General features: G+C 45.3%; 28 protein-coding genes and 2 pseudogenes. 5 read left to right on the plus strand and 25 right to left on the minus strand.

The window, feature by feature from the left end; genetic code table 11:
• Positions 1 to 15: 15 nt before the first annotated feature.
• The 18 genes and pseudogenes from JCM11217_RS03170 to JCM11217_RS03215 form a co-directional block, all read right to left on the minus strand.
• The gene (locus JCM11217_RS03170) at positions 16 to 1,149 is read right to left on the minus strand and encodes an FAD-binding oxidoreductase (RefSeq protein ID WP_243678175.1); all 1,134 of its coding nucleotides are present in this window, start codon (positions 1,147 to 1,149) and stop codon (positions 16 to 18) included.
• Positions 1,150 to 1,153: 4 nt separating this feature from the next.
• Positions 1,154 to 1,549, minus strand: coding sequence for an FAD-linked oxidase C-terminal domain-containing protein (locus tag JCM11217_RS13295; protein WP_243678176.1), 396 nt, complete (start codon positions 1,547 to 1,549; stop codon positions 1,154 to 1,156).
• A gap of 150 nt (positions 1,550 to 1,699) precedes the next feature.
• Entirely contained in the window at positions 1,700 to 1,933 is a 234-nt protein-coding gene (locus JCM11217_RS13300; protein ID WP_243678177.1) for an FAD-linked oxidase C-terminal domain-containing protein, read from the minus strand.
• A gap of 17 nt (positions 1,934 to 1,950) precedes the next feature.
• Positions 1,951 to 2,565, minus strand: a pseudogene (locus JCM11217_RS13305) (FAD-binding oxidoreductase).
• Positions 2,566 to 2,724: 159 nt separating this feature from the next.
• On the minus strand, positions 2,725 to 2,997 hold the full coding sequence (locus JCM11217_RS13310; RefSeq protein WP_243678178.1) for a hypothetical protein: 273 nt from the start codon (positions 2,995 to 2,997) through the stop codon (positions 2,725 to 2,727).
• A complete protein-coding gene (locus tag JCM11217_RS13315; RefSeq protein ID WP_243678179.1) occupies positions 2,985 to 3,125 on the minus strand; it encodes a hypothetical protein in 141 nt (46 codons plus the stop codon). The genes JCM11217_RS13310 and JCM11217_RS13315 overlap by 13 nt, the downstream gene beginning before the upstream one ends.
• 5 nt (positions 3,126 to 3,130) lie before the next feature.
• Complete coding sequence (locus JCM11217_RS13320; protein ID WP_243678180.1) at positions 3,131 to 3,574, minus strand: hypothetical protein; 444 nt, start codon at positions 3,572 to 3,574, stop codon at positions 3,131 to 3,133.
• Positions 3,523 to 4,002, minus strand: coding sequence for a hypothetical protein (locus tag JCM11217_RS13325; protein ID WP_243678181.1), 480 nt, complete (start codon positions 4,000 to 4,002; stop codon positions 3,523 to 3,525). The genes JCM11217_RS13320 and JCM11217_RS13325 overlap by 52 nt, the downstream gene beginning before the upstream one ends.
• Before the next feature lie 247 nt (positions 4,003 to 4,249).
• Positions 4,250 to 4,561 (minus strand): hypothetical protein, encoded by a 312-nt coding sequence (locus tag JCM11217_RS13330; protein WP_243678182.1) that lies wholly within the window; start codon positions 4,559 to 4,561, stop codon positions 4,250 to 4,252.
• A complete protein-coding gene (locus JCM11217_RS03185; protein ID WP_243678232.1) occupies positions 4,539 to 5,276 on the minus strand; it encodes a thiamine pyrophosphate-dependent enzyme in 738 nt (245 codons plus the stop codon). Before JCM11217_RS03185 ends, JCM11217_RS13330 begins: the two co-directional genes overlap by 23 nt.
• A gap of 51 nt (positions 5,277 to 5,327) precedes the next feature.
• Entirely contained in the window at positions 5,328 to 6,575 is a 1,248-nt protein-coding gene (locus JCM11217_RS03190) for a pyruvate ferredoxin oxidoreductase (protein WP_054842083.1), read from the minus strand.
• A gap of 5 nt (positions 6,576 to 6,580) precedes the next feature.
• On the minus strand, positions 6,581 to 7,318 hold the full coding sequence (locus JCM11217_RS03195; RefSeq protein ID WP_243678183.1) for a 4Fe-4S binding protein: 738 nt from the start codon (positions 7,316 to 7,318) through the stop codon (positions 6,581 to 6,583).
• 2 nt (positions 7,319 to 7,320) lie between these two features.
• Positions 7,321 to 7,617 (minus strand): hypothetical protein, encoded by a 297-nt coding sequence (locus JCM11217_RS13335; protein ID WP_243678184.1) that lies wholly within the window; start codon positions 7,615 to 7,617, stop codon positions 7,321 to 7,323.
• A gap of 195 nt (positions 7,618 to 7,812) precedes the next feature.
• On the minus strand, positions 7,813 to 8,187 hold the full coding sequence (locus JCM11217_RS03200; RefSeq protein WP_054842084.1) for a hypothetical protein: 375 nt from the start codon (positions 8,185 to 8,187) through the stop codon (positions 7,813 to 7,815).
• Between the two features lie 56 nt (positions 8,188 to 8,243).
• Positions 8,244 to 10,309: pseudogene (locus tag JCM11217_RS03205) on the minus strand (minichromosome maintenance protein MCM).
• Positions 10,306 to 10,812: a hypothetical protein gene (locus JCM11217_RS03210; RefSeq protein WP_054842024.1), complete on the minus strand. Its 507-nt coding sequence runs from the start codon at positions 10,810 to 10,812 to the stop codon at positions 10,306 to 10,308. Before JCM11217_RS03210 ends, JCM11217_RS03205 begins: the two are co-directional and overlap by 4 nt.
• Positions 10,813 to 10,880: 68 nt before the next feature.
• A complete protein-coding gene (locus JCM11217_RS13340) occupies positions 10,881 to 11,024 on the minus strand; it encodes a hypothetical protein (protein WP_243678185.1) in 144 nt (47 codons plus the stop codon).
• Positions 11,025 to 11,161: 137 nt separating this feature from the next.
• On the minus strand, positions 11,162 to 11,464 hold the full coding sequence (locus JCM11217_RS03215) for a hypothetical protein (protein ID WP_243678186.1): 303 nt from the start codon (positions 11,462 to 11,464) through the stop codon (positions 11,162 to 11,164).
• Positions 11,465 to 12,401: 937 nt separating this feature from the next.
• Between JCM11217_RS03215 and JCM11217_RS03220 the strand changes: the two genes are divergently transcribed.
• Together JCM11217_RS03220 and JCM11217_RS03225 are read left to right on the plus strand one after the other, a co-directional pair.
• On the plus strand, positions 12,402 to 12,956 hold the full coding sequence (locus JCM11217_RS03220) for a hypothetical protein (RefSeq protein ID WP_054842025.1): 555 nt from the start codon (positions 12,402 to 12,404) through the stop codon (positions 12,954 to 12,956).
• A gap of 47 nt (positions 12,957 to 13,003) precedes the next feature.
• The gene (locus JCM11217_RS03225; protein WP_054842026.1) at positions 13,004 to 13,228 is read left to right on the plus strand and encodes a hypothetical protein; all 225 of its coding nucleotides are present in this window, start codon (positions 13,004 to 13,006) and stop codon (positions 13,226 to 13,228) included.
• 734 nt (positions 13,229 to 13,962) lie between these two features.
• Here JCM11217_RS03225 and JCM11217_RS13345 read toward each other — a convergent pair.
• Genes JCM11217_RS13345 through JCM11217_RS03235 form a run of 3 tightly spaced genes read right to left on the minus strand, consistent with a single transcriptional unit; the run spans position 13,963 to position 15,295 of the window.
• Positions 13,963 to 14,124 carry a hypothetical protein gene (locus tag JCM11217_RS13345; RefSeq protein ID WP_243678187.1) on the minus strand — a complete coding sequence of 54 codons (162 nt, stop codon included), beginning with the start codon at positions 14,122 to 14,124 and terminating at the stop codon, positions 13,963 to 13,965.
• Between the two features lie 2 nt (positions 14,125 to 14,126).
• Positions 14,127 to 14,453 (minus strand): hypothetical protein, encoded by a 327-nt coding sequence (locus tag JCM11217_RS03230; protein ID WP_054842027.1) that lies wholly within the window; start codon positions 14,451 to 14,453, stop codon positions 14,127 to 14,129.
• Positions 14,450 to 15,295 carry a hypothetical protein gene (locus JCM11217_RS03235; RefSeq protein WP_243678188.1) on the minus strand — a complete coding sequence of 282 codons (846 nt, stop codon included), beginning with the start codon at positions 15,293 to 15,295 and terminating at the stop codon, positions 14,450 to 14,452. Before JCM11217_RS03235 ends, JCM11217_RS03230 begins: the two co-directional genes overlap by 4 nt.
• Positions 15,296 to 15,698: 403 nt before the next feature.
• Here JCM11217_RS03235 and JCM11217_RS13350 point away from each other — a divergent pair, with 403 nt between their 5' ends.
• On the plus strand, positions 15,699 to 15,857 hold the full coding sequence (locus tag JCM11217_RS13350; protein WP_243678233.1) for a 30S ribosomal protein S30e: 159 nt from the start codon (positions 15,699 to 15,701) through the stop codon (positions 15,855 to 15,857).
• Between the two features lie 9 nt (positions 15,858 to 15,866).
• On the opposite strand, the gene JCM11217_RS13355 is transcribed toward JCM11217_RS13350, so the two are convergent.
• Together JCM11217_RS13355 and JCM11217_RS03240 are read right to left on the minus strand one after the other, a co-directional pair.
• The gene (locus JCM11217_RS13355) at positions 15,867 to 16,328 is read right to left on the minus strand and encodes a hypothetical protein (RefSeq protein WP_243678189.1); all 462 of its coding nucleotides are present in this window, start codon (positions 16,326 to 16,328) and stop codon (positions 15,867 to 15,869) included.
• A complete protein-coding gene (locus JCM11217_RS03240) occupies positions 16,271 to 17,332 on the minus strand; it encodes a hypothetical protein (protein WP_054842029.1) in 1,062 nt (353 codons plus the stop codon). The genes JCM11217_RS13355 and JCM11217_RS03240 overlap by 58 nt, the downstream gene beginning before the upstream one ends.
• A 228-nt stretch (positions 17,333 to 17,560) precedes the next feature.
• Between JCM11217_RS03240 and JCM11217_RS03245 the strand changes: the two genes are divergently transcribed.
• Together JCM11217_RS03245 and JCM11217_RS03250 are read left to right on the plus strand one after the other, a co-directional pair.
• Complete coding sequence (locus JCM11217_RS03245; protein ID WP_054842030.1) at positions 17,561 to 18,022, plus strand: nucleotidyltransferase domain-containing protein; 462 nt, start codon at positions 17,561 to 17,563, stop codon at positions 18,020 to 18,022.
• Positions 17,997 to 18,437, plus strand: a complete 441-nt coding sequence (locus JCM11217_RS03250; RefSeq protein WP_054842031.1) for a DUF86 domain-containing protein — start codon at positions 17,997 to 17,999, stop codon at positions 18,435 to 18,437. The genes JCM11217_RS03245 and JCM11217_RS03250 overlap by 26 nt, the downstream gene beginning before the upstream one ends.
• A 1-nt stretch (position 18,438) precedes the next feature.
• Here the strand turns inward: JCM11217_RS03250 and JCM11217_RS03255 are convergent, their stop codons facing one another.
• Both JCM11217_RS03255 and JCM11217_RS13360 read right to left on the minus strand, forming a co-directional pair.
• The gene (locus JCM11217_RS03255; RefSeq protein ID WP_054842032.1) at positions 18,439 to 18,828 is read right to left on the minus strand and encodes a hypothetical protein; all 390 of its coding nucleotides are present in this window, start codon (positions 18,826 to 18,828) and stop codon (positions 18,439 to 18,441) included.
• Positions 18,829 to 19,001: 173 nt separating this feature from the next.
• Positions 19,002 to 19,151, minus strand: coding sequence for a hypothetical protein (locus JCM11217_RS13360; RefSeq protein ID WP_243678190.1), 150 nt, complete (start codon positions 19,149 to 19,151; stop codon positions 19,002 to 19,004).
• Between the last annotated feature and the right edge of the window lie 108 nt (positions 19,152 to 19,259).

Genomic DNA, 19,259 nt, shown 5'->3' on the forward strand with positions numbered 1-19,259 from the left:
ATTTCAGCTTAGACATTATGTCCAGGTTTTGGTTAAGACCCCAAACGTCAATTCCACGCTTAAGCTCAGGGGGGGTGCCTTCAAAATCATTAAGTAGCCGCCTAAATCACCCACTTTACCCCCCCTAATTGTGTTCAATACGTTAACGTCAATATTATTAACGCCTAGATAAGCCTCACCAATCATGGGCATCTTAACAAGGTAACTACTCTGTAATTCCTTCAAGGCATTATTCAACCTTGCCTGTGGAGTTACTACCTTAATAACAATATTGTAATTACTGAATAATTCATCCATCGACGTTAATCCATACCATAATTCCTCAGCCTCATTGCCGTAAAATACATCAAATCCTGAAACCTCACTCAATTTGCCCAGTCTGTACTCAACCTCCTCCTTAACACCCTCAAACCTGAGGTACATGGTGCCATTAACCACGATTGCACCGTAAGGCTTTAACCTCCTCGTCATGAGTAGATCAAGCTCCTTATTTAACCTTGCAATGGCTATTACGTCGGGTATTGCCGCAATCCTAGACATAACCTCATAGATTATACCCAGGGAACCACAGGAACCAATGAAGAGTCTCTTCACATTATAGCCGGCCACGTCCTTAATCATTCCAGTACCCCCCCACCTAACCACTGTTCCATCAGGCATCACAGCCCTAACCCTAAGCGTTATGTCCCTCGTAGTCATGAAAGTATAGGCCAACGGGCCAAATAGGTTACATGAAAACACACCACCAATACTTGAGCGGCTTGATAGTGGTGGGTCGATAGGTAGTCTCCTACTTACCCTCCTTAACGTCTCCTGAACCTCACTAAATGGCGCACTAACGCCGTAAACCCCCCCAACCATCTCCTCTGGGTCAGGTTCTATGGCTCTGTGTATGCGGCTTAGGTCAAGGGCTACATCATAGGACTTGGGTATATTACCCATGAAGGTCTTAGTGCCATTAACCATGGGTATTACGCTCAGTTTCTCCTTACTTATACTCCTCATCATTGTACTAAGTTCATTAACATCCCTCGGATACAACACCACCTTAGGCATTAAACCATCAATAACATACTTACTCGTCGGTTCCCTGATTGAGTCGTTACTAACCTCTCTCTCGATGTCTTTAAGTGCCGTCTCAAGCGCCATGTAATCACCCTGGGAATATCTTACCTGGATTCATGATGCCCATTGGATCGAAGACGGACTTTATGTTCTTCATTACATTCAATTCGTAATCAGTATAAAGCAAGCCAATGAGGTGCTTCTTGTAATACCCAACACCGTGCTCACCGGTTATTGTACCGCCAATCTCAACGCACATCCTAAGTATCTCATCCTCAGCCTGTAAGGCCCTCTCCCTCTCGCCAGGCCTCCTCTCATCATATAGAATGAGTGGGTGTAAGTTGCCATCACCTGCATGGAATACATTGGCAATCCTAAAACCATACTTATTACCAATCTCCCTAATCCTGCGCAGGGCCTCCGGCAATTTCTTCCTTGGTATGGTACCATCACCAGTTATGTAATTCGGGCCGACAAAACCCATAGCGCCAAAGGCCTGCTTCCTCGCATTCCACCACCTATTGGCCTCAGCCTATCCTTGGCAAGCCTAACCATGTACGCACCTGAGGACTTCAAGATCTCGATTATCCTGTTGGCTTCCGCATTCGTACCCGGTTCAGAGCCTCAACATCGATTAGGAGTATGGCCTCTGCATCGGTAGGTAATCCACCACCCCCCATGGACCCGCCTCAATAGCATTAACGGCTATTTTATCCATGAATTCAAGGGCCACGGGCCTAATCCCAGCACTTATGATTCTGGACACGGCCGTACCTGCATCCTCCACCGAATTGAATGCGGCCAATATCGTCTTAACAGACTCATAATTACTAACAATCCTTAGAACAGCCTCTGTGACTATGGCCATCGTACCCTCAGAACCACTTATAATGCCGGCAACATCATAGCCAGGCTCTCAACAACCTTACCGCCAAAGAACCTAACCTCACCATTTGGGAGAACTACCTTCAATCCACGTACGTTATTAACCGTAACACCATACTTAAAGCACTTAACACCACCAGCATTATGGCTTATGTTGCCACCTATCGTCGAAACCCTCTGACTACCTGGATCAGCCGGGAAGTAGTAGCCAAGGTCTATTGTATTGGTAATTAAGCTTAGCTAATGCATCACTAACCCATAGGTTAATGACCCCCCCGCCTCAACCGTGGCCGTCTCATTCTCGACATCAAGCTCAAGAACCCTATTCATCCTGGTCAGGGAAATCACAATACCACCCTCAATGGGCAAGGCACCACCACTAAGGCTCGTGCCAGAGCCACGGCCAATAATAGGTATCCTATTCTCCCAGGCAACCCTAACAACCCTAGCAACCTCCTCAGTGGACCTAGGAAAAACGACCACGTCGGGTTTAGCCGTATACACGAAGGAGCCGTCAGCCTCGTAAACCGTTAGCTCAACATCATCAGTAATAATATTATTGCTACCAACAATTTTCTCCAGCTCAGCAATAATACCTTTAGTTATCCCCCCCATATAAATATGTATGAATAGATATTTAATAAATATTGCCTAAATAATATTTTTATCTATAGCTATTAATTAATAAAAAGATTTATATTTATTCATGAAAATAATGAAATAAAATAATTATTTATAGTTAATTTTTAATTAATTTTTGACGTATCATAACCATTATGACTTCTTTGGAGGCTTTGGTATTTTCCAGAGTAATGGTATGGCTAGTAATGCGGCTATTATGCCGAAGAGCCCAGACACCACCATTGTGTTTATCCAGCCGAGTGACTCAATCATTATTGCCGTGAGTACACCACCATAAATTGCGCCACTGCCCTTGGCAATTGCGTAGAGTAGGCCGTAGTTGTTACCTGACGCTACCTCACCATAGAAGTAACCTACAGCTGCTGGGTTAACGGTGTATATTGATGCCCAGGTCAGTATTGCCAAGCCACGGAGACTACGAACCCAATTTCATTATGTATGACACCAAATAGGATGCTTAACAACGTGAATATACCGGATAAGGCATAGAATAGGATGAGCGTTTTGATAACGCCAATAGCATCAGATACCACGCCGGTTATGAACTTACCCAGCCCGCCATGATTGATGATCCGAGGGCCGCAGCCACCGCTACGACTAGGGCAAAGTGGAAGTAGAGACCGTATTGAACAGCCTTGGAGACTATGGTCAATCCCTCAGACGCCACCAGGAGGAATGTTATGACTAATATCCAGAATTGCCAGGTCCTCACGGTTTCTGAAAACGTGAATTGATAATCAGTAGCACGTATAAGCTTCGACCTAGAAGCTTGCGGGTTATATGTGGGTGGTTTCCAACCCTTCGGTGGATCCCTCCTCATTAGAAACGCCGAGATGAGAATTATCACAAATGAGACAATGGCGAGACCGAGCATTATGGACTTGAACACGGCTATAGGGTGTACTTTTGGCAATATACCGATTAACAGTATTATCGGTATTGAACCCCCCCAGCTAAAGCCTGCCGATATTGTGCCAGCCACGGTAGCCTATAGTCAGGGAACCACTTATTGGCGACGGTGACGCTGTTATTATATACAATGCCAGCCCCCCCAATACCACCAATGACGGCATAAACCCATAGGAGGAGTGTTGGTGAACCAAATATGGCTGCGAAATAGCCAATGCCAACGAGAAACGCCGCTATTAATTGGAGGAGCCAGGGACCATACCTATCCCTAACAAAGCCCGCAGGCCAACCGAATGCTGATTCTAGGAAGACATTAACGGTAAATACCGTGCCAAGGAAAACAGCACTAATGTGGAAGAATTGAGCAACATCATGAGAGAAGGCGCTAAAGGCGTATTCATAGGGGCTAATCATAAACATAGCCAGGAAAGCTCCAACGAAGGCAAACCATCTACTAAAGCCGAGTATTTGTTTATCTGTTAATTGAGGATGACCTGCCATATTATTGATTAATTATTTTAGATAATTATAAATATATCTAGAAATATATTCAATAATAAACGTGATAAAGAAAATATTAGTAATTATTAATAATAGCTCATCATAAATAATAATTACGAAAGGTTAAAAAATATTTAATAGATTTTTAAAAGAATATAATTATTTTAGCATTTATGGTTAAATTTCTTGACTAAATAAATACATAAATCAAATTTACTTTGATTTTAAATTGATAATAAATTCAGGACTATCCAGTACCTGCCTTGGTGACCTCTGGATATGGTAATTCCTTAGTTAGTGGTATTAGCCCTGGTATCAACCACTTCTCCCACATCTCATCAACCTTCCTCTGTATATACTCAATATCCTCATCAGTCAGGTGCTTGAACCTCGTCTGTCTCCTTAAATACTCCTTAACGGGCTTCCTCTTGATTTCGCCGCTTGCTATTCTGGCGCTCGTGCTCGTTAGCTTAAACTTACCATCCTCTATCTCGAAGAGAGGCCATATACCCGTCTCCACTGCCAGCCTACCTATTTCATGGCTGTACTTGGGGGTCATAACCCCCCCAGCCCTTTGGGCATGGGTCTAGGGTGTGTATGAATGTTGGTCCACCAATCTCCAGGGCCTTCTTTACCTTATTGTATAGGTCTATTGGGTCTGACGCTATTGCCGTGGCAACGTACCTAACCTCTGGGTGTCCGACGGCCATCATCGCGGCCATGTTCTTCTTCCACCTATACTTCATGATCCTTACTTGCTTACCGCTTGGGCTGAAGGTTGTAAGCGCTCCGTATGGTGTCATTGTTGTTTCCTGTATATCCGTGTTTGCGCTGGATTCGTTGTCATACATTAGTATTAGGAAGTTATACTTTGTGTGGGTCAATGCATTAGAGACCTCTGACAATCCTGCATCAGCGCATCCTAGGTCACCGCAAATGCCTATCACGTTTATCTTTTCATTGGGCAACTTGCCCTTCTCCATAAGCGCCTTCAACGCAGCTGCCGTACCAACCACGGCCGACCCAGTCCCAGACAGTTGGGTGTGTATCCAGGGTAATGCCCAAGCCGTTGTGTAATACGTCGTGTTGGCAACGTACATGCATCCAGTCGCTCCAATAACAATTGTGTTAGGGCCGGCTGCCTTAGCAACCCACCTAAGCACCATTGCAGACTCACAGCCCTGGCAAGTCCTATGACCAGCATCAAAATACTCAGTCTGAGCCATCTGTAACAGGTCCTTAACTGTCCTGGCGAGCTTAATCGATATTGTCACACCCAATCACCCCCCCATACCTTCCTTATAAATTTTTCTTCTTTTCCCATTTTATTCTCTAACTCCATACCAAATCACCCTCTGCTCAACCTTACCTTTTCTAGCTGCATCCAAAGCCATATTGAACATATTAATCGCATCGTTATAGGTGATCTCCCTACCACCAAGACCACCAATGAAATTCATCATCAATGGCCTATGCTCTGCCTCGTACAATGCACTCCTAATCTCCGTGAATACCGCACCGCCATCAAATGGCGAACCGAAGGAGTAATCCCTATCCACGACGGCCACGACCTTAACATCACTTAAGTAGCGTATTATATCATCAGTTGGGAATGGCCTGAACCACCTAATCCTCAAGAAACCAACCTTTTCACCCTTAGCCCTCAACCTCCTAACGGCCTCCTTAATTGGCTTAGAAACGGTACCCATGCCAACCATGACCACATCAGCATCCTCAACCATGTACGGCTCAACAAATGGATTACCATAATCCCTACCGAAGATCTTCGCGAAGTCCCTATAGACCTCCTCAATAACCTTCCTCGCATTCTTCATTGCCTCATCCATCTGCTTCCTAATCTCCGTAACCCAATCCTCATTGACCTGCGGCGCCACACTAATCACATTACTTGGGTGTAGCTTCCTATTGCCCAGGTCGTATGGTGGTAGGAACTTCTGAACCTTGGACTTAGGCGGTATCTTAAACACGTGCTCACTATGCGTCAGGAACGCGCCATCCATTGATATACCCACGGGAAGCATAACCCTCGGGTCCTCAGCAACCCTGTACGCAATTAACGTAGTATCTAAGGCCTCCTGAGCCGTATCAACCCAAACCAAGAGCCAGCCCACGTCCCTAACCATTAATGCGTCATTATGCTCGACACCGTATGCACCAGGGTCATCCAGCGCCCTATTGCCTATCAACGCAACCACTGGGTACCTATCGGTGCTTATGGCCACGATAGCCTCAATGGCCAGTAACCAACCAACACCGCTTGATCCAACGAATGTCCTGGCACCAACCGCGGATGCGTGCTTAACAATCTCGAATTGATCATGCTCGTGAGCGGCTACTATGTACTCGGCCTTCATGTAACCATCAGCTATTAACCTAGCCACAGTCTGCATAACACCGCCATAGGGCCTTATTGGGTATGCTGACGTCACGTCAATATCGGCAAGCATTAATGCGTAAGCAACGGCGTCGGTGCCCGTACCTACGACCTCCACCTCCTCATCTCCCTTAAGCACTGCCTCAAGACGTTTGGATTCAAGTGCGGTGACGGACATACCCATCACCTCTTCCTCACACTTATTACCTGTGCCTTTGGTAATAATGACTCAAACCACTTCCTATAGGCTTCCCTATTTTCCTTCCAAGCCCTGTACTCATCAATGAACTTCCCATAGCCATCCTCAAACTCCATCTCATCAACCATAATTATTGTGTCGGGTACTGGGCATACCTCAGCACATATTCCGCAACCCTTGCAGTAGGCTAGGGCTGGGTTGAAGTAGCCGTCTGGCGTAACATCAAATACGGAGTCTGGGCAATACTCCCAACACAGGCTACACTTTATGCACTTGTCGAAGTTAATCACGGGTCTGTAATGCTTGGCAGTGCCACCCGTGAAGTATGGGTTCCTCTGGTTCGGCTTTAGGCCTGGTATTGCGCCGCCAATCATCATGTCCTTCCAACCAGGTAGGTGCGGTGGTTCGTACTTATACGGTAAGCCCTCGCCAGGTTTAACCTCCCTCAACTTAACGAGTGATTGGTAAGCCTCTAAAGCCCTGTTAACCCTCTCACTGGGCTTATCAAGGCTCTCCAGGTATTTCTTGACATCATCAAGAGTGAGTATATTGGGCATTACCTTAGCAATGGCGCCAAGGACCCTCTCCACAGTCCCATCGTCTGGGAATGTCCAGAAATCACCAATACTCCTCTCACCATAAACCACGACTAGGGTATATGGCGAGTCCCTGGCGGGTATGAACTTAAGCAATTCATCGGGGGGGCTTCTCTTAGAAACCACGATTAATAATCCACCAGCCTTAACTTCAGGTGGACTGGTTGAATGCCCTGCCAGGCCCAGGACTCAACACCCTTGAGTATTGTGTCATCAAGCACTATCGAGACATCCACGTAGTCAGGCTCAACCCTAGCCGCCTCGGCATCAAGGATCTCCTCATTGGCGCCCTTAGCCACAACCACAAAGTACTTAGCTGGCACACCATCTCTCTCCGGATCATCACCATACCTCTGATAAGATAATGCGACATTACCCGCCATCCTGGCCGCATAAACAATCCCCCTGGATAAATTCCTCGCCAAATGCCTCTGGTGTATTCCCCCTGTAGATGATCTCTATCGTGTATATACTTGGAGCTTGAACAGACATTTTAATCAATCATTACTAATATTGTACTTTTAAAGTAATGCCTTCCTAGGTATATTAAAAATAACACACTCGATACGTGATTTACGTAGACTCCGGTTTATAAACAATAATATATAACGTATATAGATTTACGAAACTAACTGCTCGATTCTTTCTCTGACACGGGCGAGGGCCTCTACATTCTCCCTGAAATCATCCATTAAGTTATTTACGAAGTTTTCATCAATCTCCTCGGGCCTAGCTAGGGCTTCTCGTACCATCTCTTCGAGCGTGGCGCATCTCCTGAATACGTAATACATGGCGTCAATATCGGCATCGCTTAGGCTTATTATCCCGGCCTCCATTGCCTTAGAAATCACGCCCCCCCAACCCCCCCAATCACCTATGGTTCTTTCCTCAGGAACTTCTATATTTTCCTCCCTTAATCTTTCAAGCAACTTCTCCACGGTAAGCGTTACGGCATTTCTCAACCCAGTAATTATTGCATTTAACCTATCAATCACAGCCATACCTAGAAATTAATGGATATAAGTATTTCGTGTTATAAAAATAAGGCCACTTATATGAGCACCCTCTTCACGTAGCCGGGCTTTGGCATGTAAATATCCCCCCCTGACTTAAGGAGCATGTTTATTGCCTTATCCACCGCCTGCCTATCAAGGCCTGCGGCCTCAGCCTCCTTATACAGGTCCTCAATCCTAACTGGCTTACCACCACTGGACTCCTCCAACTGAGCCAATAAGTTCATTATGAGCGCCATCCTCTCCTGAGTCGACTTGGGCTTTCCAGTCATTATTATGTCGATGTCTATCTTTCCTGACTCAACATCGATACCAACACTACTAAGGTACTTCATGAATAGCCTAATGGCCCTATCGGCATCCTCAGCCTCAACACAGGACTAAGCCTCATCTTAGCCTCAGCCTCAGCAAGCCTAATCAAGGCTTCCAACTGCCTAGCTGTTATGGCAATTGGCGAGTCAGGTTCCCTGGACTTTGCCCTCATCTGCACGTAGAACTGCACAATTCTATCTCTAGCCTCTGGAGTTAATACGGGCTTAACGTGCTTACGGGCATAGGCAATGTACTTCCTAAGTAGGTCAGGCGGTATTACGTCTACGAAGCCCTCGGGAACCTCACCAGCGTGTAATGTGGTTATGTGCTCAGCAATCGCCTTATCCCTATCGAGTTCGGCTCATCCCTAATGATGAATATTAAGTCAAACCTGGAGAGCAACGTCACCGGTAAATCCACGTTCTCAGCCACGGTTCTGTTGGGCAGGTACCTACCAAAGGCTGGGTTGCTGCGGCCAATACACTGCACCTAGCATTTAGTGTTGCCACAATGCCTGCCTTAGCTATGGAGACGGTCTGCTGCTCAAGGGCCTCATGAATCGCGACCCTATCCTTAGCATCCATCTTATCAATCTCGTCGATAACGGCCACGCCCGTATCCGCGAGCACCAACGCGCCAGCCTCTAGGTAAAACTCACCAGTGTCCTTCTCACGCACGACAGCCGCCGTCAAGCCGGCTGCTGAGCTGCCCTTACCCGTGGTGTATACGGCCCTGGCGCTATCTTTGTCACGAACCTTAGCAGTTGTGTCTTGGCCATACCTGGGTCGCCAACGAGTAATATGTGTATGTCACCCCCCCTAACCCTAATACCGTCTGGGTAGACCTTGGGTACACCGCCGAATAATAGGCATGCTATTGCCTCCTTAATGTCCTCCATGCCGTATATGGAGGGCGCTATTGACTTGATTATCCTCTCCCTAACGTCGGGCATCTTCGAAAGCTCCAGTATCTTCTTCTCATCCTCCGGCGTAATCTCGATCTCCACCAACTCCCTCTGCTGGCTCTCCACGTAATTAACCTCCATGAAGCTTGAAACAACAGGTGGTTTACCCTTCTTCAGGTCCGCCAGATCTAGATTCATGACACCGACTAGGTAAACCCTATCACCAGGCTTCACCGTATCGACCATGTCATCGAGCAGTATCGCCTCAATACTCCTAGGCAATTGACCAGGTGGTAGCTCCTCAGGCTTCTCCTGAACGATTATCTTCTGCCAATCAATGAACTCACTCCTCTCCTCAACAAACACCATACTATTCAACGCACCACACTTGGGGCAACGCTTTGGCGGTTGTACGAACCCAGTGGTGGGCTGTGGAATCTCAACTTCATAACCGCACTGCGAGCACCTAAACACGGACTTCCTGAGGTAGTGCTTTGGTGGTGTCTGCCTAGTTATTATGCCCTCAACCATTATTAACTTACCCAAGACCTCACTTCTCAACCTCCTAATGGGTAGCGACTCAGGGAGTCTCCTAAACCTCATGTAGAAGTTCCTAACGGACTTGGCAAGTTCTGGATCCCTCTCAGTTATCGCCTGCCTAACAGCCTCAGAGCCAGCCTGAATAACCAACTGAGGTCTCTCAAGGAGCATGTCGGCGAGGTCCTTATTGCTAATTAGTAGGTCGTGGAAGTCAACAACGAGGGATCTCTTCCTCTGTATGATCATGTTATTAATCTCATCAACATACTTATCGCTCGACTCAATAAAGCCCCTAAGTCCTTGAATCAATGAGTCAAGACTAACCTCAGCGGTTTCTGGCGTAGTCATTGTAGGCCCACCACTGCATTGAGGAATTCCTTGATTATTGGTGCGATGGATTTGACGAGTTCCTCCTCCTCAATGGTGAGCTTGTCCAGGAAGTCCCTGGAATCCGCGATACCAGGGTTGACAGCAAGTAACGTGAGTATCTTCCTAAGCCTCAACTGGGCGAGTTCCCTCAATTGTTGGGCGTATATCCTAACGCTCTTCTGGTCACCGCTAACCATGCTAAGTCTAGCCCTAATGTAGAAGTCCCTGGGCAACTCCCTTAATTCGCTAGGAGCCCTATTCTCGAGCCAAACCCTCTTAAGAATCTCCTCACTACCGACTTTATCCTCGTCAAGCAGAGAGGCAACACCGCGCTTAATCAGGACCTCAAGCACGTTGGGTGGTGCATTAATTACGGAACCAGCCTTGGCAGGGGCAATACTGATTATGCCTAGGTTAACCCCCCCATCAACGTCCCGTGTCAACACAGCCCTAACGCTAGGCATTAAGTACGAAAAACCCATCAAAAGTAACTACCACAAACCAATTAAAAAGGCACTACAGGAAAAGGATAAGTAATATTGATGAGATCCTAAGATGCGAAATCACGGCAATCCCCCCCATCCATCACCTCCTCAATGGCTCTCTCAATCTCCTCAACAGTGATAGAACCACCAAGCCTAATCACAATCCTCCTCTTAGCAGCGTCCTTAGCCATGCCCTCACTAGTTGGCATATCAAGCCACTAAATTAAGCATTCGCCTAAGACCCACAACCTAACCCAACTGCTGGGATTTGGTAACATCCATGTAATCAACCTCAACCACATCCCTAGGATTAACACCAAGGGACCTACTCAGATGGTCAAGCACGTCAAGCATAATCAGCACTGGCGCCATAATCGGAGAAGGCGGAGAACTGAAGGCCAGAATGTGCAATAATCCTAACCTCAGTCTCTGAACCACGCTCAATAACTAAGGTCATGCAGGCGAGGTAATGACCAATCCTAAAGAAGAGCTTCTGCCCAAATGCAACGGTAACCCTGGGGGGGCTCGTGCTCAAAACCGTGAAGTAAATATTAGATGCAGGGTCATAATCCTTAATCACGTTAATGACGGAATCAAAACCCACCGGAAATATCGCCCTAATTCCGTGAGCCAAAACCCTACTACTCATTAAATCAGCTTGAATCAAGCTATTCTTAAAGATGTTCGTCACATTGTTACTCTTAGATAAGTTAAGGATGTTCTTAATTACGTAATTGACATACTTAAGCTAACATTCTGAGGAAGGTTAATAAGCAGTGTTAATGATTAAGTAATTAGATGAGCTTCTCCCGTCCCCCCCACTGAATACGATGATGTGAACCGGGCCGGCAGTGATCAACCTCTAGTAAATCAACACATTAATGTTAATGCTCATCTAACCCCCCCGTCTCATCACACCTCAGCCTAGGATGCCCCCCCAATCACCATCACTCAACGCCCAAAATGCCTCATTAACCTTGCCCAGGAATTTTTCAAAATAACTCCGACAATTATATTATATGAGGTATGGCGTCCTCATAATAGTCCTAGACATGGTAATAGCAATCCTCTCAGTACATCATGCACAACTTCCATGGTTAGGAGGTGGTGCATGAGTAGTTATCCCATGGTACCCATAAATCCTCTTTGCAGTCCTAGTCATCTCTCACCTTGTTAGGCTATGTAATTTTACCCGTTCTACTTCTCAACCAGTAATGGTGCCATATTCATAGTCACCATCTTAATCCTGCTATTGTTCGGTATTGTAGGTATTGGTTAGGTCTTCGGCAGTGATTTAGCTTCTTGCGCACCTCCTTTACGGTGATAGGAAATTCCTCATTGACCTAACGCTTATTCAGCACGTGTTAATGACCGTTTATAGGATATCCTGAACTCGTAATAAACGGCAATAAGGCCATTATCAGGGCGCCGCTGAGTAAAGACGCGAGTATTAAGCTAATGAACTATCTAAATCAATACATGAATAAATCAATAGAAGAAGATTATAAATACTCCCGTTGGTGCTTGGTTTTTGTCTCACCATATTTTAAAATAGGCTTTTTAACCCGAGAACCAGTTTATTACTAGTGGAGCTTAAGGATGAACTCCTACAATTACTAGAGCGGGATAAGGAGCTTAGGTATGCGGTGATGGGGGGGCTACTTGGGATTACTGATGTTCAATCAAGTCTCAAGCAATTAGTTGATGCACTAAGTAAGGTGCTTAATGCCGTTGATGGTCTCGCCAGGAATCAAGCAGTCATGGTAGATACATTAAATAGAGTACTCGAGATTACTAAACGGCTGGCAGAAACAGAAGAAAGCCATCTGGAGATGACGAGGAATGCCCTAGAGATTAGCCAAAGGCATCTTGAAATAAGCCAAAAAATACTTGAAAACCAGGAGAGGCTATGGCAAGATGTGGAGAAGTTATGGCAAGAGGTTAGGAAGACGAATGAGAATATTGAGAGAATGTGGAGGAAGGTTAGCGATATTGAACGTAGACTTCGTGATCTCTCTAAGAATTATGGTGGTCTTTCTAAGAGTATTGGTTTATTGATTGAGCGTGATACTAGGCACTACCTACCACTTGGGTCGGGAGAAGACTTAACCTCAGTATTGAGAGACTTGAAAGACGCGTAATCGAGGATATAGGTGAATTTGATGGTTATGCTGATGTTGGTGATAAGGTGGTTGTGGCTGAGGTTAAGACTACGCTTAGGTTTAGGGATGTGGAGGACTTCGTGGAGAAGGTCAATAAGTTAAGGCGAGCGATGGCGGGCAAGGAAGTCATTGCCATAATCGCCTACGTATTCAAGGCCAGGGACTTCAGCAAGGCCGTGGAGCTAGCCAAGGCCAATGGCATAAAAATTATCAGGCACATCCACGAAGAAGACTTCGAGGAAATTACGTAGATTTAACGTTAACGTGGTTTCAATAGGGTTGCTCATTACTAGGGCTATTATTACCGTAGAAGCATCTCTGATTAACAATGGTACTCAGCACCATAACTGGTTATGGAGTGTTACTAACGTGATCAACCTACTATCCACATAAACGCCCACAAGCGTGTCACCACACTTATTCGCCAACTTCGAAGACGCACTCATCACTCACTAATTATCCTTACAGGGAACGATACAAATGCCATTAATCACAACACTACCATGTGAGTAATAATAAAGAATGACCATTAAATTACCGAAGTACTATAATATTATTGCCGCGGTGGAGATATCCATAATAAATGGCATCAATGAAAATGGGGATTGGGAGGACTAGGCAAAACCCCCCCGTAGAAACAGAATTAATAATAAGTAAGGGCAACAACCGCAATGGTTATCGTGCTAATCGCAATCAACCCTCAAACCCAAGCCCTACCACCCACTACTTACGAGTACCCTTTATGAGTCATAACGTGAAGAACACGAACACACCAATGACGCGCCTCAAAATAAATAGCCAAAACAGTGCAAGGCTCAGCGATAAACCACTACTGAGGCGCCACAGCACTAAGGGCATTAATGAGCAACTCCCTATCCTCACCATTACATACTATCACCGTACCCAACCACCTTACGAACCCTAACACCAAGCCCAACAAGCTCATCCCTAAGTCTCCTCGCCTTCCCGGAATCACCCAGTGAAATTAATACGCAGGACTCGGTATACCCGTAGCCCCTCCCATTACGGGCCTGGACGTGTGCACATGCCACCTCCTGATATTGTATCTCCTAAGCACACCAACCACATCATCAACGCTCGGCAACCTCCTCGGCTCACCATAAAACCTCTCATAAACACCGAGCATCCTCAGGATGCGCTTAGTGTCCTCAATGGGAACGTAAATCTCGAACTCACCATCACGCTATTAACACTGACGTTGAATCCAGCCTTTCTCAAATCATTGGCTATGGCCATCGCCAGGCCACCGTCGCTAGTCGACCTGCTCAGGTACCATCCACGCCCCATGTTGTGCTTCCTCAATATCAATTCATGACCAAGCACGTTAATGACTGGGTACTTGGCGTAGGTCAGGCAGGGCGTCGAGTACTTAACAGCATCCACCAACTTAACAACCCTATCAGTAAGCCCGTACGTAGGCCACGAACCAGCCAAACCAACGATGTCACCAATCACCAACGCCTTAACCGGGCAAAGAACATAATGCTCACTACCCCCCCTACCCGAAGAACCACCAAAGAACCCACCAGAACAACCATAAAGCCCACACAAAACTCATCCATAAACCTCCTAACAGGCTCATCAACAACAAACGAAAAACCAATGTCAAAGGAACCACGACCAACATGACCAAGAACACCATCACCCAAAAACCAACCAAACAACGAAGCCCTACCAATAAAACCATTAACCGCATAATAAACAAACCTGACCTGCTTCTTCACTTTAACACTGCTCCAGTTACTTATGATGTTTCTGAGCCAGGGGGTTAGGTGGTTGGGTATCTTAGGATTATTGAGGAGATCTTGGGCTTTGATGTTATTAACCCTGAATATGTCTAGGTCGTGCTTATTCGCAATAACTACGTGGTATGAGACGGATAGTCCTCTCTTTCCTTCTGCCGCTGTTATGTAGAAGCGCGCTGTCAATTTCTTCTCACGTAGGTAATTCCCCACCGCGAATATAAATGACGATATTAAGTGCGGATCTGGCGTCGATATTGATGTTATATTGCCACTTAAGTACACGTCACTTATTGCGAGCCCTGCTAAGACCTGCCTTAAGGTATCATGGTCAAGATTCGCCTTATCTAACTCAATATTTAATTTGAACGATTCACTTAACTCGTGCATCCTAGTGCCTAATCCTGAATTTCGCACATTCTTAACGCTATTGCGCTTTATTTCATCCCAATTATTTACTATCTCATTGCTTAAGTTCGTCAGCAAGTTGTTGAGCTCTGACAACCTAATCTCTGAGCCATGTAGGTCCTTCGCTAGGTCCCGAATTGTGGCCATAGTTGATGCCCTTAACCACGGGTATTTAAGCATTACCCCAATTGGTGTAATGTAAAATTGAACATTAAATAAAGGATAGCATTATAAAGCCTTGCACTAAGTTAGGTGCAATGGTCTACATAAACACGGGCATAAGAATTCGCTGCCCCCAAATGTGGTAATTATGGAACATTAATCATAAAGACTAAAGGTAAGTATAGGCAGGCCTACGTAATCCACTGGCCAGATAAACAGCACTACATATCAAAGTTCCTCCTCCTCGAAATGGGAATAGACATTGACAAAATCCCTCCCGCAACTGATAAGGCGGAGAATCACCGTTAAATCAAATAATCCTCATTTTAACCAATGAAGAAACACTTATAAATAATAGGACCCCCCCATAAAAGTGCGGTGATAGAATATACCATCCCACGGCAGTCTTACAAAGGCAGGCAAGGTGAGGAGTCAGACGCCTAGGATTCCGCCTAAGCCTAGGAAGAATCTTATTCCTAGGAGGAGGAATAGTCGTAATTATAGGCGTTTGCTTTATAGGCTTGGTCAGGGTCAGCAGGTTTCGTGATTTTGTTGTTTAAAATTTGTTTTGTTTCTTTTGTTTTGTGTGTTTGATTTGTATGGTTTCGTATAGTGTTGCTAGTAGTGTTAGTAGTGTTGTTGTGGTGAGTGTTGGGTAGGGCGTGTCGCTTATTAGGTAGTACCATTGGTCTTTGATTAGGGTTTTTGGTGTTGTTAGGTATGTGGTGCAGTGGCCTAGTTGGCATTGTGTGTATATGATTGTGTTGTTGCTGGTGTAGTCCATGTATAGGCTTGGTCCTAGGTCTCCGCTTATCCCTGACCATGAGAACCTGGTTACCCTGGTCAGCACTTCACCGTTATTCACATTAACTATTATGAGTGCCTCGGGTAGGCACACGTAACCGCTCGCTGTGTACGTTAATGCGAATGGGCTTGCCAGTACTAGGAAGTAATCGCCCACTAGGTGGATTGCACCGGCGCTGAAGGAGTATATCTCCACGGCGTAGCTCGTGCGCACCAGGGTGGTTTGTAGCTCCAGATCGCCCTGTCCATGAGTACCGTGCCGTTTGGAGCCACTGTGCTCATGATAAGCGTGTTGTCGTTCATCATTAGTACTATGGCCTTATCTCCATACGTCGTTACAGAGGTTAGATAGCCCATTATTGGTATTGACCAGGTCTCGTTGGTCACCATGTTCGTACCGCATATGCGGGTCCCGCATAGGTAGATTACCGTGTTGTTTATTACGCCGTAAATCCTGGCGACGCTTGATGGCGACGTAATGAATATACTCCTTACCACCCCCCCGCCGCTTGCCCTATTTAGTAGATATACGTGTATTGTCTTGTTGCATGGCACGGTCATTAATACGTATTTGGTGCCTTCATGGATTCCTATATTACCTGTTGTGCTGTATGGACCACATACGTCAGTTAATGTTTGGTTCCAGGATAATGTGACGTATGGTGGTGAATTACTTAGCCTATAGTAGGTGATGACCATGCTATTAGTTGATGGTGGGAATTCCAGTACGTATACGTGATTATTGACTACATTAAATATGATGATTTCTGGCGTGATGGCAATCGTCGTGGAATTCGTGATGATACCCGTTAATGTGTTTATCACGGTCACGTTTATTGTAGTTACTATAAGAGGCGGTTGTACGTGATCCTCGTACGTTATAACGAATAGTTCACTACCAACTAGTGAGAAGGTAATCAATGGTTGTGCGAGGCTGCTTGACATTATTTTCGTTACCCATAGTGTTTTGCCATTGACCATGTTAACGCCCTTAACACCTATTATGGTGATTAATCCATAGCGCGTAGGCACTGATTGTTCATAATACAGTATTGCCTCGCTACTTGATGCAGCGGCCACCTGGTATGGACCTAGACTTAGTGTTCCTATGTATGGGAGTGGACTCCCGAATGCGTACATGTATATCGCATAACCATCAAGTGCCGCTAGTATTACTACGGCGATCAGCAATGCCTTACGAATAAATTGCCCACTCATTAACAATGACTTACTAATGGAGTTTCTTATAAAGTATTGCCAATGCCGTCAATAGCACCATTATTGTAAGTGCCATGTATGGCATATCGTTTTACTAGGTAATATAGCTGATTCTCGATATTGATCTGTTCAACCATTTTGGATAGTCCCCCCCTTATTCCTTAATTCTTTTTCGCGTTCATGCATAGCCGTAAGTACTTTTAAATTGGCTATTGCCCTTGATTTTAAATGAATGCATGCAGTGAGCAATGCCTTAGGGTGTTGGGTGTTGTTAGAGATTTAATTATTAATAATTATAAGGATTTTATTCGCTTTGCCGTGCTTTTTGGTTCGTTAGTTTATGGCGTGTTTGGCTCCCTTAGTGATGTGGATGTTGCCGTATTGTTTAGGGATGGTGTTGATATTATTGATGTGTTACCCATGTTCATTAGTGACCTTGCCCTGGCTTTGAGCCTTCCTGAGGGTAGGATTGACGTTGCCGTGCTTAATGACCCGTTACTGCCCTTTGAGGTTAGGTTTAAGGCTTTGACTCAGGGCGTGCCCATTTACATTGGTGATCGTGGGATATTCATTAGGGAGGTTGTTAGGGCAATTAGTCTTTATGGTGATTACCAAGTGTTTTTACGGGTTAATGGATTTAATGAGTTGATTAGGAGGAGGGTTGGTGATTTGCGTGGGTCGATTAAGTGATTTGTTAGCGGTTATTAAGAGGAATGTTGATGAGGTCGACACCCTGGTCTCCAGGTACGGCGTTAATGAGTTAATTAGTGATTATGTGCTACTGAACGCTATACTGCACATGCTTCAGGTTGCAATACAGGCGTTAATTGACATGGGCTCGCACATAATGGTTGAGAAGGACCTTAAGGCGCCATCTACGTACTCAGAGATACCCATTTACCTGAGCCAGACCGGTGTTATAAGTGGTGATGATTCAAAGGTCTTTAGGAGAATGATAGGCTTTAGGAACGTCTTGGTGCATAACTACTCGCAAGTCTCTATTGATGTCCTCCGCGAAATCCTGGCTGAGGCCCTTTACAGGGACTTATTGAGAATTGCCCTTAAGCTTTATGATTATGCCGTGAGTAATAACATCGATGCGTAATTCATTGCTTTGGCGTCGGCATTATGATTATTGTGTTGGTCTCATTAACATTCGTTGAGTAGTAGTACTGCACGGTTATAGTACCGACTAAATGCGCGATTCCAGTCCTCATGCCTATTGAATACACGTTCATCACTAATTCAATACCGCTTACGTAGGCAATTACGTAATTACCAACCCTAGTCGTGTTAACTATGAACTCCTCACCAGACAGGAAAATCTTATCACTGCCAATGAATCCTTCGATGACTGGTATACCCATTATTAAGATCCTCGTATTACCATACAACGTGATTAACCCAGCCTCGTCATAGGTGAGGAAACGTAGTAACAACCTCTCAATACTACATGCCCTATCCCCCCCCTGGGCCACTATCCTCGATGGTATCATAATTACAGAATCACCACTACGCGCGACAATGCAGGTATAATTAACGATGCCGGACGGTGTTGTTATGCCTGTGATCTGTGTGCATTCTATTTCATTGATTGATTGAATGAAGGTTATTGGTGGAGTAAGCCTGGGAAGTTATCGCAGCAGGGTATCGGCCAAGCCTCGGCATATCAATTATGGTAGATTAACTTATTTCCATAGTACACGTAGGTGTTATACACGTTATTTAGTAAGACCGTAGGGCACATACAGATCATGGGCCTTGTTAGGTATTGATATGCGTAGTATGTCGAGACAAGCATTAGGACTGTTATGACCATAATTAATAATACATATGTAAGTTTCATTTTATGAGGTAGCTAATTTCGCATTTTTATTCCTAACTAAAAAATGCTCTAGATAGATTAGTAATTATGCCGTAAGCTTAA

It is taken from the genome of Vulcanisaeta distributa JCM 11217 (genome assembly GCF_001316005.1).
Lineage (GTDB): Archaea > Thermoproteota > Thermoprotei > Thermoproteales > Thermocladiaceae > Vulcanisaeta > Vulcanisaeta distributa_B.